Source organism: Rugosimonospora acidiphila, assembly GCF_039543385.1.
Classification (GTDB): Bacteria; Actinomycetota; Actinomycetes; order Mycobacteriales; family Micromonosporaceae; genus Rugosimonospora; species Rugosimonospora acidiphila.
On sequence record NZ_BAABJQ010000019.1, the window covers coordinates 157,622 to 171,445 of the forward strand.

At 67.0% G+C, this 13,824-nt stretch carries 11 protein-coding genes and 1 pseudogene; 7 read left to right on the forward strand and 5 right to left on the reverse strand.

Annotated elements, in window-relative coordinates; all coding sequences use genetic code 11:
• Nucleotides 1-68: 68 nt before the first annotated feature.
• From ABEA87_RS27935 to ABEA87_RS27950, 4 genes are all read left to right on the forward strand, one after another.
• Nucleotides 69-1,028 carry a DUF4331 family protein gene (locus ABEA87_RS27935; protein WP_345634545.1) on the forward strand — a complete coding sequence of 320 codons (960 nt, stop codon included), beginning with the start codon at nt 69-71 and terminating at the stop codon, nt 1,026-1,028.
• Nucleotides 1,029-1,629: 601 nt separating this feature from the next.
• On the forward strand, nt 1,630-2,109 hold the full coding sequence (locus ABEA87_RS27940) for a cysteine hydrolase family protein (RefSeq protein WP_345634605.1): 480 nt from the start codon (nt 1,630-1,632) through the stop codon (nt 2,107-2,109).
• 227 nt (nt 2,110-2,336) lie between these two features.
• Nucleotides 2,337-2,552 carry a hypothetical protein gene (locus ABEA87_RS27945; RefSeq protein ID WP_345634547.1) on the forward strand — a complete coding sequence of 72 codons (216 nt, stop codon included), beginning with the start codon at nt 2,337-2,339 and terminating at the stop codon, nt 2,550-2,552.
• 194 nt (nt 2,553-2,746) lie between these two features.
• A complete protein-coding gene (locus ABEA87_RS27950) occupies nt 2,747-3,295 on the forward strand; it encodes an NADPH-dependent F420 reductase (RefSeq protein ID WP_345634549.1) in 549 nt (182 codons plus the stop codon).
• Nucleotides 3,296-3,823: 528 nt separating this feature from the next.
• Here ABEA87_RS27950 and ABEA87_RS27955 read toward each other — a convergent pair.
• Nucleotides 3,824-4,726: an oxidoreductase gene (locus ABEA87_RS27955; RefSeq protein WP_345634551.1), complete on the reverse strand. Its 903-nt coding sequence runs from the start codon at nt 4,724-4,726 to the stop codon at nt 3,824-3,826.
• 299 nt (nt 4,727-5,025) lie between these two features.
• Nucleotides 5,026-5,559, reverse strand: coding sequence for a YceI family protein (locus tag ABEA87_RS27960; RefSeq protein WP_345634553.1), 534 nt, complete (start codon nt 5,557-5,559; stop codon nt 5,026-5,028).
• A 150-nt stretch (nt 5,560-5,709) separates the two neighbouring features.
• On the opposite strand from ABEA87_RS27960, the gene ABEA87_RS27965 reads away from it, so the two are divergent.
• A complete protein-coding gene (locus tag ABEA87_RS27965; RefSeq protein WP_345634555.1) occupies nt 5,710-6,240 on the forward strand; it encodes a MarR family winged helix-turn-helix transcriptional regulator in 531 nt (176 codons plus the stop codon).
• Nucleotides 6,241-6,565: 325 nt separating this feature from the next.
• Nucleotides 6,566-7,228, forward strand: a complete 663-nt coding sequence (locus ABEA87_RS27970) for a DUF6882 domain-containing protein (RefSeq protein ID WP_345634557.1) — start codon at nt 6,566-6,568, stop codon at nt 7,226-7,228.
• Nucleotides 7,229-7,489: 261 nt separating this feature from the next.
• On the opposite strand, the gene ABEA87_RS27975 is transcribed toward ABEA87_RS27970, so the two are convergent.
• The 3 genes from ABEA87_RS27975 to ABEA87_RS27985 form a co-directional block, all read right to left on the reverse strand.
• Nucleotides 7,490-8,836 carry a non-reducing end alpha-L-arabinofuranosidase family hydrolase gene (locus ABEA87_RS27975; RefSeq protein ID WP_425570966.1) on the reverse strand — a complete coding sequence of 449 codons (1,347 nt, stop codon included), beginning with the start codon at nt 8,834-8,836 and terminating at the stop codon, nt 7,490-7,492.
• Between the two features lie 353 nt (nt 8,837-9,189).
• A complete protein-coding gene (locus tag ABEA87_RS27980; RefSeq protein ID WP_345634559.1) occupies nt 9,190-10,674 on the reverse strand; it encodes a non-reducing end alpha-L-arabinofuranosidase family hydrolase in 1,485 nt (494 codons plus the stop codon).
• A 182-nt stretch (nt 10,675-10,856) separates the two neighbouring features.
• Nucleotides 10,857-11,897 (reverse strand): LacI family DNA-binding transcriptional regulator, encoded by a 1,041-nt coding sequence (locus tag ABEA87_RS27985; protein WP_345634562.1) that lies wholly within the window; start codon nt 11,895-11,897, stop codon nt 10,857-10,859.
• A gap of 776 nt (nt 11,898-12,673) precedes the next feature.
• Between ABEA87_RS27985 and ABEA87_RS42730 the strand changes: the two are divergent.
• Nucleotides 12,674-13,720 (forward strand): annotated as a pseudogene (locus ABEA87_RS42730) (glucuronyl esterase domain-containing protein); the annotation flags it as partial.
• Nucleotides 13,721-13,824 lie beyond the last annotated feature (104 nt).

Here is a 13,824-nt window from a genome sequence, read left to right on the forward strand (position 1 = left end):
CCGACATGCCCGCACCGCCAGCCCAGCGTCCAGCACCAACGGTGAACCCCTCGAAAGGAGCCATCGGTATGGCGCACCACGTCTCCGGTCTGGGCATCAGCCCGACCAGCATGGACCCCCGCAGCCACATCACCGACCTCTACGTGTTCCAGAAGCCGGGTGATGACAACAAAACGATCCTGGTGATGAACATCAACCCGTACTCGCCGATCACCGCTGACGCCGTCGACCCCGAGTCGGTGTACGAGTTCGGCGTGGACACCGACGCCGATGCGGTCATCGATATCGCCTTCCGGATGCGCTTCTCCCCGGTAGAAGCGGACTCGCAGACCGCCAGCGTGCACCTGGCGACCGGTCAACGCGCTGCGGCCGACCTCAACGCCGGGGAGACGATCATTAAGGATGCTCCGGTGACCTTCGGTGCGCAACCGCACATCACCACGGCCGGCGACGTCAGGTTCTTCGGCGGGCTGCGCAGCGACCCGTTCTTCGCCGACCCGGTCGGTGCCGGCAACAACTTCCAGTGGACCGGCGAGGACTTCTTCGTCGACAAGAACGTGTTCGGTATCGTGCTGGAGGTTCCGAATACCATGCTCGGCTCGAATCCGAAGGTGGGCGTGTGGGCCCGGGTCCTGGTGCCACATGACGGCCGATTGGTCCAGGGGGACCGGGCGGGGCGGCCGGGGATCGACAACAATTTCAACCAGAGCGTCGAGGACAAGCGGGTCTGGAACCAGCAGGAGCCGGCCAAGGATCGGGAGCTCTTCCTCGACAAGTTCACCGGCGTCTTTGAGCACGTGGGCGGCTACTCCAGGGACCAGGCAGCCATCCTCGCGGCCTCGCTGCTGCCCGACCTTGTGCCGTACGACTACTCCAGCGCCGACGGATACCCGAACGGCCGCAACCTCACCGACGACGTCATCAACCTGGGAATCGCCCAGGTGACCAACGGTGCCGTGCCCCACGACGGGCTGCGACCCCACACCGACCTCCGCTCCGACTTCCCCTTCCTGGGAACTCCGCACTAACGGCGAGGCAGCCGTTGGGCTCCCTACTGATTCCCCACACCTCCTGCGACCGTCTGCAGGATCGAACCGGCCACCACCTCTCTGGTACATCGACCAGGCAGAGATCGCCCGACGGATCGTCCACAGGCATGCGGCGCGCTTCGCCGAGCGCGGCCTGAGAGCGAGGCTCAGCGCATCGCTGACGCGGGCGCGCGACTACAGGACCAGCCCACCGGCGCCGCGAGTCTGAACCCCTCCCGGCGCCGGTGGCGAGGCGTGGTGCGCGCGCACCGGGCCCCCGGTTCCGCCGACAACGACACCCGCATCCCATCCGCCGGACCATCGGGGGCCAGTTCCGTGAGCCTGGTCGGCATCGGCTGCCGCTATCGAAACCGACGCCAGCTCGACGGCAACGAGCCGACTCCACCAGAACCCAGCACGTGGGACCCACCGCGAGCAAGAATGGGGCCGGCGTGACAGCGGTCTCACCGAGACAACACACCATGCATCAAACGATCCTCACCCTAAGCGATCACCTGATCGTGGTGTCGCCTACGGCGTTAGCGTCGTCTGGTCCGGTCGTTCGGGAGGGTATCGCTGTCGGCGAGCCTGTTCATGATCGCTGCCATGGGCCCGGTCGCAGGAGGTACAGGTCTGCTACGTCCGGGTCGCGTTCACCGAAGAGGATTTCGCCGCGATCCCCGCTCACAGTAAGGCCTTCGCCGCCGTCGGGCGCAACGGGGCCCTGACCGCTGACAGCATCGAAACTCAGACCCATGAATCGCTTCAGGTCCGCGACGAGGACATCGTCGTGCGCAAGACCCGCTTCGGCGCGTTCAGCACCACGGACCTCTACGCCAGCCTGCTCGGTCAGGGCATCGACACCCTGATCCTGGCCGGCATCTCCACCGGTGGCGTGGTGCTGTCGACACTGCGGCACGCCGCCGACGAGGACTACCGCATCTATGTTCTCGCCGACGCCATCGCCGACCCTGACCCCGAAGTCCACCGAGTCCTGCTCGAGAAGGTCTTCCCCCACCAGGCCGACATCATCAACACCGAGGACCTGTGGGCACTCAGCGGCGAGGGCCGCGGCCTCTAACGTCTTCACCGGTCAGGGCAGGCCTGAGCCGGTTGCATGAGACGCGCGTCGGGCCACGAGATCACGGCGGCCGCCCACAGCCTCAAGGTAGGCCGTGCGGAGGCGGAGCCGGCTGCGGGCGCGGTTGCGAGCCAGTGCAGCGTCTGCGGATACGCACGAAAGTTCACGCTCCGAACGTGAACGTCCCCCCACCGCGAAAGGAACGAAGCGATGACACAAGCCGGGCGGTGGTGCGCAAAGCCCTCACCGTCAAAGGCGTGGCAGGGAGACGATCCAGCAGCTATTCAAAAGCCATCGGGCTGATCGAGTCGGGACGCCTCCCTCTGGAGCAGCTTCGCACGATCGCGTATCCGCTGGACCGTGCGATCGAGGCCGTCGAACATTTCGCCGGTAATAACCCCGACGACGGCGGGATCTGTATCAGCATCAACCCGTCCGCCTGACCGGCCCTTCCGGTCCGGCCATCGGAGTATCCACAGCTCGCCACGCAATCAAGGAACAACGGGCGCCGACCAGGTCAGCCGGGTAAGGAGGTAACCGCCCGGGATCATGGGTGCGCGTTCGTATGCCGCTCGTGAGAGGATTCGAACCCTGGCCCGGGCGGGCATGGTCACAGGCCGGACGGAGAGGGGCGCAGATGAAGATCGTCACGGTGGGTCGGGGTCGAATCGGCGGCGGGCTGGCCGGGCTCTGGTCGCAGGCCGGACACGAGGTTGTTACGTTGGGCCGTGACGGCGGTGACGCGTCGACGGCCGATGTGGTGCTGGTCGCGGTGCCCGGGCAGGCGATCGCGGCGGCGTTGGCGAACGTGACAGGTCTCGGCGGCCAGGTGGCCATCGACGCGACCAACGTCTACGGTCAACGCTCCACCCAGTTCGCGTCACAGGCGCATGAGGTGAAGTCCATCGTCGGTGGGCCGACGGCCAAGAGCTTCAACACCAACTGGGCGGTGCTCTATGAGCAGGTCGCTGAGCAGCGGGTCCGGCCGGGCAACCTGTTCGTGGCCGACCCGGACGCCCGACAGGTCACCGAGCAACTGATCGTCGACGCCGGCTTCGACCCTGTCTTCCTGGGAGACCTGGAGCGCGCCCGGATGCTGGAGGACCACCTTCCCCTGGTCCAGGCCGTCGCCTCCGCCGGGCTCGGGCCCTTCTTCTACCGCATGGCCAGCCCCGGACAACTCTGAAAATCATCGCGAGAGGTGCCCTCTGCCCTGCAAGGTCGCTGCTGTGTGCGCTGGACCCGATGATTCTGTCCTCGGTGTTCATCCAACCAGCGCGCGCAGCAGGGACAGGACTCGGCGGAGCGCGATCCCGGCTCGGCCGATTGAGTGATCAGCCGCTGGCCGGGGGCGCTGGTGATGGGGATGCGGTGGCGGGCCGGGCCGGCGGCAGGTGCGGCGCTGGCTCGGGTGACCAACGCGGCGAGGTGCCGGCGACATAGCCCCGCCTACGCGGCCTTCAATCGACGCGAACCTGGCCACCTCCGGTGCGCCAGCTCCTGCTCGGCGCACCGGATCGACGAACCCCGACGACTGCCCGGCACCCGCCGCCCGCTGACCGCGCGGGTGGGGGATTGGCAGAGTCGGCCCGGTCGCGTTGGCGTCCGGCGATGATCGCCCTAGGCGCCGGATCGCCTCGCCGCACGGGAGGTATCCGGCTCCGCGCAGGAGCGCGCTGGCGACGCGGCTGTCGAGTTCACCGTGCGCCGTGAGTCATGCTTCGAGTTCCGCGAGATCGTCGTCGGTCAGCTGCAGGTGGCCGGCCGCGAGGTTCTGTTCAAGATGTGCCAGGGAACTGGTGCCGGGATTGAGCAGGATGTTGGGTGACCGGGCCAGCAGCCAGGCCAACGCTACTTGGGACACGGTGGCGCCGCGCCGGCCGGCCACGGTTATCAGGTGCCTACCGGTGAGCGGCTGGTATCCGCCGCCGAGGGGGAGGAACGGGACGTAGGCGATGCCGGCTCGGGCACAGGCATCGACGAGCGGGTCGTCGGCGCGTGCTTCGATGTTGTACAGGTTCTGTACACACACGACATCGGCGACAGTGCGCGCTCGGGCAAATTGAGTCGCGGTGACGTTTGAGATACCCAGATGCCGGATGAGGCCTTCTGCGCGAAGGGCCATGAGGGTTTCCAGCGCGGCTTCGACTGGCATGTGTCCGCCGTCGCCCAGTCGCAGGTTCACCACGTCTAGCCGATCTATGCCGAGGGAGCGCAGGTTTGCCTCAACGCCGCGGCGCAGGCCTTCGGGCGTGAGGCCACGTTGCGCGTGGGCGGGTAGGAGGATGTCGTGACCCTCGATCAGTGCACTGACCTTTGTCACGATCACCAGATCGTCGGGGTACGGATACAAGGCAGTGCGAATCAGCTCGTTCGCGGCCATGCCTCCGCTGGCATAGTAGTTAGAAGTGTCAATGTGATTGATGCCGAGTTCCACGGTTCGGCGCAGGATCGCGAGGGCGGTGTCTTTGTCGGGTCGTTTGCCCATCGGCCAGCCTGTGAGCTTCATGGCCCCGTACCCGATCCGGTTGACGCGCAGGTCTCCGCCGAGCGTCCATTCGCTTTTCGCTGCGATCGTCGACGGCTCTGCTCGTACCCTACCGATCGCGTCGTCCATCATCCTTGCCCTTTCCCAACACAGGTACCTCGCGCAGAATGTTGCATACCGATCTGGTCAACCTGGCCTACGTCCTGAACGTCTGGCGCCGGTTGCACTTGATGAACGTGTGAAAGTGGAGGGCGCGCGACTGCGACCCCGGCGTCCAGGGACACCTCGAGTACGAGGCTGAAGGGCTGGCCTTCAGCTGTTGCGCTGTCGCCCAGGTCAGCTGGCCGAGCCCGGGTGCGCAGCCACGACCACGGAACGACCTGGCTGTTACCGGTGCCTGAAAGGCACTGGAATTGATGGGGCGCAGGTCAGGCTCGGGTGAACACTGCGTCGACGTCGATGGTGGCTGGGCCGATGATCATGCCCAGCTGGTTGCCGGAGACGCCGAAGCGGTGGCGGTCAACCCTCCCGGTGACATGCGCAGCGAGGGTGGTCCTGGCCAACGCCGTGATCTCGACGATCAGCGTGACCGGTTCCCGCACGCCTTTGATCGTCAGTTCGCCGCTCAATTCGATCGCCTCGCCGGTGGTCCGCGCGGACTTCACGGTCACGACAATGTCGGGGTACCTCTCGACGTCCAGGAACCGGGCACTGCGCAGGTGGGTGTCGCGCGTGGCGTTCTTGGTGTCGATCGATGCGGCACCAACGGTGATGGTGCCGGTGACGGAGTGATCACTTCCGAGTTCACCGGCGCCACGCACGTCGGCGAAGGCGCCCTTCACGGTCGCCATGCCCCAGAGGGTCTTGTGGGAGATGCGGACCGTTGTGCGAGCGGGGTCGAGCGTCCACGAGCCGACGGCGGTGTCGGACTGGAGTAGGCGCGAGATCAGTTCAGTGGTCATCGGGACTCCTCAGCGATAGGGCAGCGGTTCGCCGGGAACTATTCAACTCGACAGATCGTCTTGGAACAAGATTATCTGACCTGTGATGATGTGACTGACAGCACGTCTCCCTGATGATCGGCCGCCCTCATGGCGACGTAGGGTTGCCGCATGGATCCCGCCGGCGACACCACGACGCGGGGCAAGGCGTGCGAAGGAGATGGCCAGCCGAGCTATGCGGCAGGGGCACAGCTCGGGTGGGGCCTTGCCGTAGTGAAGCGCGTCTTCTACGACCGGGTCGCAGATTCGGTGCGCGACCTGCCGGGCGGCCCCCGCGGGTACCTCGTGCTGGCAGCGCTATCGCTGGGCCGGCGGCCCTCGCAACTGGCACTTGCCAACCAGCTGGACTTTGACCGCACAGCGATGACCTACCTGCTCGACGAGCTCGAGGCCGCCGGCCTGGTGGAACGTCGCCCGGATCCATCCGATCGGCGGGTCCGGCAGGTGCTGATCACCGACTCTGGAAGCGCCGCCTTGACCGAGTACAGCGGCCGAGTACGCGAGGAACAGCGCCGGCTCCTGGCGCCGCTTGATGCGTTGGAGGCGGCGGCCTTCACTTCGATGATCACACGCGTCGCACGTGCCGCACAGGACGGCACTGGCACTGACGCGGGAGGGATCTGCCCTTCAACCGATTGTTGATCGGCATGCGGCATAGCAGAGGGGCGGCCCGCTCGCGGCCCGGCCAGCTGTGCTCCTCGACGGCGAACATCCGATGAGGCTGCCCGCGGCGCCCCCTAGCGTCGCGAGTCTGCGCCGCACACCGTCGACCCGGCGAGCCGAGCGGACCGAACCCGGGCCGCCAGCGGGGCGCGCCCGGCACGGCTACATCAGCTCCGAACAGCAATCACACGAGCGCGCTTGCGGGCGTCTACCCCGGTGCCGCCGACGTGGGCGCGTGCGCAGGCAGGTCGGAGACGCACCGTGTGCGTCGGCAGGTGTCCCTGCGGCCTGGCACACTGCGACGATGCTGACGTTTGATCGACTCTTTGCCGAGCATGTCGCCACCGGAGTAGCCCGCCAGATGGCGCTGAGCGAGGTGATCGGCGAGCGTGACTGGCAACTCGACCTGACCAGCGGCACCGTGACATTCGGTGACGACTTGCGCTACCGCGTCCAGCTCCTCGGTACGGAGAGCCACGACGACGGCAGCTGGCTGTGGGCGTGGGCCAACGAGGCAAGCGGCCTGCCGCCCGCGCTGCTGCAGCTGTGCGGCTGGCTGCGCGAGTACGGTCACCGTCAGGGAGTTGCCGAGCTCACCGAGCCCGCGTTTGCGCTTGCGCGCGCCGACGGTCACCGTCTCGCCCTGTTGGCCTCGGGCCTGACCGGCCGGTGCTACTACCGGGGCCCGTACGACGGCGGTGCGGTCTTCTTCCACCTCGACGACGCCCCGCCGCAGATCACCGCGCCGGTCCGGCCGGAGCGCGCGCTCAGCGTCCTGGGCCAGGTCATTGCGAGCTTCCCGGTGGACCACCGCATCGTCGTGGAGTCGTTCCTGCACCAGCAGTCGATGCGACTGGACCCGGCGCCCACCTCGGTGACCGCGCAGCATGCCGACGGCTCCACGCTGCGCATCGACTTCGACACGCTGGGGCGCGTCAGCAACATGTCCGGCACCGTCCGCCCGTAGCCCCGCGGTGGTGCGTGAGTTCTTTGGGCGCTTCGCCTGCGGCGGACGCGTGGCATACGGAAAAGCCCAGGTCCGCGATCTACGCGGGGATGGCCCTGCCCGTGGGGTGATCCTGGCTATTGGGTAGGAGGTCACGCCCGTGGTCGGTGCTCCCCGTGCAGGCGGGGATGATCCCAGGCCGAGCCGCCGCCACCCCCGTCGAGCTGTTGCTCCCCGCGCCAGGTGACGCCGGCCCCAAGGGCTGGGGCCGGCGTCACGCCATCAGCGCTGCAGTGTCAGCAGGCCCGGCCGGTAGGGCAGGAGGCCGTAGTTGCCGCCGGAGCTGGTGGAACGTCCCTGGTAGAGCAGCTTGAGATTGCAGGGATCGACGGTCATGGTCTGGTCGGCGGTGGTGCGAATCAGCTCGCCGTGGCTGATGTCGTTGGTCCAGGTGGCGCCGCTGTTGGCCTTGCCGGCGAAGGGGTTGCTTTCGGTTGCGGCCTGTGGTGTCCACGAACCGCTCAGACTAGTGGCCGTGAACGAGCGGAAGTAGCGACCATTCGCCCCGATCGCCTCCACGATCATCAGGTACTGGTTCTGGCCCTGAACCTTGTAGACCTCAGGTGCTTCGAACAGACTGTTCTGTGTGTCGCTCATGACGGTCGTCGCGGTGGCGCCGAAACTGCCCGGGAAGTTTGCGATGGGCATGCTGGCCCGGTAGATCTTGCCGTTGTCGCCGGCGAAGAACAGATACATGTTCGTGCCGTCACCTATCAGGGTCTGGTCGATGGGGCCCGTGCTGGAGCCGGTGATGCTTCCGGTGAAGAGCGTCTGCGCCGATGACCAGCCATTCGCGTTGGTGGGGTTGCTCGATGTCCGGTAAGAGAAGGCGGTCGGACCCCATTGGTAGCTGAGCACCCAGATGTTCTTCGGGGCGAAGTAGAGCAGCGTCGGCGCGACGGTGGCGGAGGACATGGCGTTCTGGCTGGCCGAGGCCATGTCGGACCAGTTGGTGAAGAGGCCGAAGTTCATCGAGCCCCAGGTCGATCCCGTGTCGTGGGTCGTCGCGTAGACGAGATTCTGGCCGTTGTAAGGGACGGTGGTGAAGTCCTTGAGCGCGACCCAGCCCGACTTCGGGGTGGCCAGCGAGCCCGTCGATGTCCAGCGGTACGTCGACGGAAGTGTGCACGTGCCGGTCGGCGGCGGCGTGGTCGGCGGCGCTGTGGTCGGGGGCGTAGTGGTCGGGGGCGTCGTCGGCGATGTCGTCGGGGTGCTGCTACCGGCGCCGGTGCAGGAGGTGATCTGGGGCCGGGCGCTGGAGTTGCCGTTGTTCATGGTGGTGAAGCCGAAGGTGTTGCCGCTGCCGTTGGGCCGCACGGTCATCGTGTACCCGCTGTTGCTCCAGCTGAAGGTGCCGCTCCAGGTGGTGGAGACCTTTTGCGGTGCGGTGATGGCGATGGTCACGGTCCAGTCGCTGTCCCCGGTGACGGTGACCGAGGTGTTGTACCGGTCGCCCCAGACGGTGCCGGGTGTTATCGACGCGGTGCAGCTGCTGGCGGCCGCCGCGTCGAGCGTCGTGGCCGCGCCGGCGGTGCGGCCGAACACGAGCGCCGATCCGACGAGGAGCAAGCTCGTAGCTCCTACCAAGAGCCGGGACAGGCCAAGCCGTCGTACGGTCGAGCGCTGATGTGCCTGCACGGGTTGGTTCGTCATCCTGGTGTACCAATCCCCTCGGGTTGACTGGCGAGGCGCGATGTGGGGGAGCGCAAGCATGGGCGCGGGTGAGGCCGCGGCACCGAGATCGCTGGAGACCCGGCGTGATGGTGGCGACCACGACCGGTGGCCACCGCCGACGCGAGTAGTCGATCCGGTCTGGGCGACGGCGGACCCGATCGTGAAACTGCCAGGTCACGTTCGGGCATTGATTTCGGATGCCCCACGCCGAGCCGTCTGGCACGCGTGCCCATCGGATTTACCTCCCGTCAGCAGGTTGAGTTGGTCTGGGTGAGCAGGCCGAGCCGCCAGGGCAGAGTGTTGTAGCTGCCGCCCGCGTTCGGGTCCAGGCCCTGGTAGAGGTACTGGATGTGGCAGGGGCTGATGGTCAGGGTCTGGTCGTATCCGGCGCGGAGCATCTCGCCGTGGCTGATGTCTCTGGTCCAGGCGGTGCCGTTGAACGTGACGTTGTTGGCCCGGGCGAACGGGTTGCTCTCGGTGGCCGCCAGTTGCGTCCAGGAGCCGTTGATGGTGGGCGAGGTCCAGGATCGGAAGTATCTGCGCCCATCCGACCCGATCGCCTCCACGATCAGTAGGTACTGATTGGCTCCGGCGACCTTGTAGACGTTGCTGGCCTCGAACAGGTTGTTGCGGTTGGCATCGGACGCGGCGATGACGGTGTTGGTGAAGCCGTTGGGGAACTGCGCCAGGGTGGTCTGCGACCGGTACAGGTGTCCGTTGTCGTCGGAGGAGAACAGGTAGCAGTTGGCGCTGTCGCAGATCACCCACATGTCGACCCAGTAACCGCTGCCGATGTTCTGGGAGATGATGCTCGGCATCGACGGGTAGAAGTTTCGCGGCGCGCTCCACCCGTTCGGGTTGCTGATGTCGCTGTTGGTGGAGTAGGAGGCGTTGCCCGTCTGGTAGACCAGGTACCACAGGTTCTGCGGCGCGTAGTAGAACACCTGCGGCGCGGCCCGGTACCCGGTGCCGATCCCGCTGCGGTCCAGGTAGTACTGGGTGGCCGAGCCGGCCTGTGACCAGTCGGTGAAGCTGAGGTACACCAGGCTGTATCCGGAGGCGTTGGCGGCGCTGGCGAACACGTGGTACTTGCCGTTGTAGTAGACCACCGAGGGGTCTTTGATGCCGGCGATGGTGTGGGTGGAGTCCGACCTTGGCGCGATCAGTGCGCTGCTGGAACTCCATCGGAAGGTGCTCGGCATCGAGCCTCCTGCGGGTGGCGAGGACGGCGGCGCCGACGACGGTGGTGCTGATGACGGGGGCGGGGAGGATGGCGGTTGCGAGGACGGCGGCGGTGAGGCGCCCGTACCCCCACCAGACGCGCTGCCGGTGCACGTCACCCCGTTGAGCGCGAAGCTCGTCGGGGTCGGGTTGGCCCCGGTCCATGCCCCGTTGAAGCCGAAAGACGTGCCAGCCCCGGTACCCAACGAGCCGTTGTAGCTGGCGTTGGTCACCGTCACTGCGGCGCCGGACTGGGCAACCGCACCGCTCCACAGTTGGGTGATCGTCTGTCCGGCGGTGAACGACCAGGTCAACCGCCAACCGTTGACTGGGTCACCGAGGTTGGTGATGTTCACGTTGGCGCCGAAGCCACCCGGCCACTGGTTGGTCACCGTGTAGTCGACCCGGCATCCGGTCGAGGCCTGGGCGGCGGGCGCGATCACCACGCCGACGGCCGCCACCGCCACTGCGACCACAGCGACCAGTCCGAGCCGACGACGTCCCATCTCCATGGCCACTCCTCGAAGGACATTGCGCAAGAGGGCGGGTGTGAGCGCTAACAGCCACATCGGTCGATGACTAGAGTGTCAAAACGTTTCCGGAAATTCAAGGGATCGTTTCAGCAATCTCACGCAGGCGGGCGAATCGGCCCTACCCGGGCGGATCACGGCGCGTGAAGGTGCCAATCGGCGGATTACGGGCGCGGGGGAGCGGTGCTCTCGCGGACCACGAGCGTGGTGGGCAGTTCGATCCGGGTCTGGGGCGGCGTATGTCCGGCGGCGAGCGTGAGCAGCAGGTTCGCGGCCGCGGCGCCCATCTCGCGAAACGGCTGGTGCACGGTGGTCATCGGCGGACCGCACCACTTGGTGTTTTCGATGTCATCGAAGCCGATCACGCTGAGGTCCTGGGGGATGCGCACGCCGGCCTGGCGGGCGGCCTCGTAGACGCCGAGTGCCTGCAGGTCGTTGCCGCACAGCACGGCCGTGGGCCGGTGGGGCAGGCTCAGCAGCTCGCGGCCGAGGGCGAGGCCGTCCTCGACGAAGAACCGGCCGGCGCGGATCAGCGACGCATCGACCGGCAGCCCGGCGGTCTCCATCGTGGCCCGGCAGGCCTCCAACCGTTCCCGTGCGAGCAGGCTGCCACTGGGTCCGCTGATTATGCCGATGCGCCGGTGACCGAGGTCGAGCAGGTGTCGGGTGGCGCCGACCGCGCCACTCCAGTTCGCCGCGGCGACCGTCGGCACCGCCTGGTGGGGCTGCCCGCTCGGGTCCACGGCGACGAGCGGGATCGCGCTGGCGGCGAGTTGGGCGTGCTGTTCGGGGGTGAAGTACGAGTGCGTGGCGATGACGCCGACCGGGCGGCGGGCCAGCAGGTGCTCCGCCCAGGACCGGTCCTTCGAGGTGTCGACCAGTACCTCGGTGAAGCCGACGCCCAGGTCGTGGTGGCCGACGACCTCCTGTACACCGCGGATGATTTCTATGGCCAGGTGGCTCTGCAGTCTGTAGAAGACCACCTCGACGCCGGATGAGGGGCCGACCATGGTCGGCCGGCGGTAGCCGTGCTCGCGTAGTAGCTCCTCGATGCGCCGCCGGGTGTCCAGGGCGACGCCGGACCTCCCATTGAGAACTCTCGACACGGTGGGAGGCGAAACGCCCGCGAGTCGAGCGATCGTGGCCACCGTCAACTCGCCGCGCCGGCGTCCGCGGCGCACCACGCCAGGAGCCTCCGCCGTCACCCGAACAGAGTATCCGGATTGCCTGTAACGCCGCCGCCCCGCATCGGGCTGCTCCTCCCACGGGGCTTGCGGCCGGAAACGATCCGTCTCATACTACGGAACGTTTCATTGATTGGTCGTCATCAGGCTCCAGGGAGCCGGCGCCGCGTAGGCGTCGATCGCACGGCAGGTCAAGGGAGGCGGGGCAACGCCTCCCCGTACCGGCGTGGCCGAACTCCGGGCTGATCTCCGCTCGGCGCCACGCGTAAAGATCCGGCCCTGGGACGCTGCGCGTCTCCCGGTCGACTCCACCCTGGATCGGAAGGGACGACCCGTGTAACGAACAACGAGGGCTGCGTTGGCCATCGCGGCCCCTTTCCCTGCTCGCTGCCGCGGTCTGGTCGCCGCGCAGCCGGCGTCGCGGCGTTCGGCCCGTCGAGGTACCTGTTGAGGTTGGTGAGGCCTACGACAGTTGCTCACCGCTGCCTTGGATGAATAGCCAGAGACCTAGTTACCGGAAACTCCCCGATAACTAGCGTCGGTCACTCGGCGCAGATGTCATGCGTCTAGGCGCTGCCACCTGGGCCGGGCCCAGGTGGTGCGGCGGGAGAAGTCGGTTGACTGGCGGTAGACGCGCTTCCTGGCGGCTGCGTGATGACCCTCGAAAATGATGCGAAAACTTCCGGAAACATATTGACGCGCGTTGGTAACGTGCTCGACTCTTGGACGTATTCAGTCATCCGTGATCTTCGATCACGGCGCTGGCCTCCCTCACCCCACCCTGAAGGAGAGTCCTCATGAGGATCAGCCTGGCCCGCTCAAAGATCCGTTGGAGAGTCATCGCGCTGGCGATAGCGGCGCTCACGGTCGCTGGAGCGGCAACAGTAGTAGCGAGAACCACTACCGCCGAGGCCGCCGCGCCGGCCCCGATCGGTGTCGAAGATGAGGGCGCCAGCTGTCCGGTGTCGCTGCCCGGCTCGTTGACCTCCAACGCCAAGCTTCCCGACCCCTTCAAGAAGTTGGACGGCACGCGCATCAGCACCCAGTCCGAGTGGACCTGCCGGCGGGAAGAGATCGAGCAACTGGCGGAGAAGTACGTCTACGGCACCAAGCCCGCGAAGCCGGCGAGTGTCACGGGGACCGTGTCGAGGACCGGCATCACGGTGAACGTGTCGGACAACGGCAGGAGCGCCAGCTTCTCGGCGAGCGTCAGCCTGCCCAGCGGAACCGGGCCCTTCCCCGCCGTCGTGGTGTTCGCGGGCCTGGGCGCGGACACGTCGACCATCCAGGGCGCCGGGGTCGCCGTCATCAACTACAACCCCCTTTCGGTCGGGGCTGAGGGTACGCCCCGCACCAACAAGCAGGGTGCGTTTTACACCCTCTACGGCTCGTCCAGCAGCACGGGTCTGCTGATGGCCTGGGCCTGGGGGGTCAGCCGGATCATCGACGTCATCCAGCAGTCGGGCGGCAGCATCCTCAAGGCCGACGCGTTGGGTGTCACGGGCTGCTCGCGGTACGGCAAGGGCGCATTCGTCACCGGCGCCTTCGACGAGCGCATCGCCTTGACCATGCCGATAGAGTCGGGCAGCGGTGGGGCTCCCATCTTCCGTGGGATTCCTGGGGAATCGGGCTCGCAGCCTCTGAGCAGTGCCTACTCCGAGCAGCCGTGGCTGGGGGATGCGTTCAGCTCCTTCACGGGCAACCCGAACACGCTGCCGGTGGACACGCACGAGATGGTGGCCATGGTGGCGCCGCGGGGACTGTTCATGATGGAGAACCCCCACATCGACTGGCTGGCCGCCAAGTCCGGCAGCGTTGCCGCCCTGGGCGGAGCCGAGGTCTACAAGGCGCTGGGTGCGGGTGACAACATCAGTTACTGGTCCGACATCCAGGACGGTACGCACTGCGCGGTCCGGCCCGAGTGGAAGACCCCGCTGCAGCAGAACCT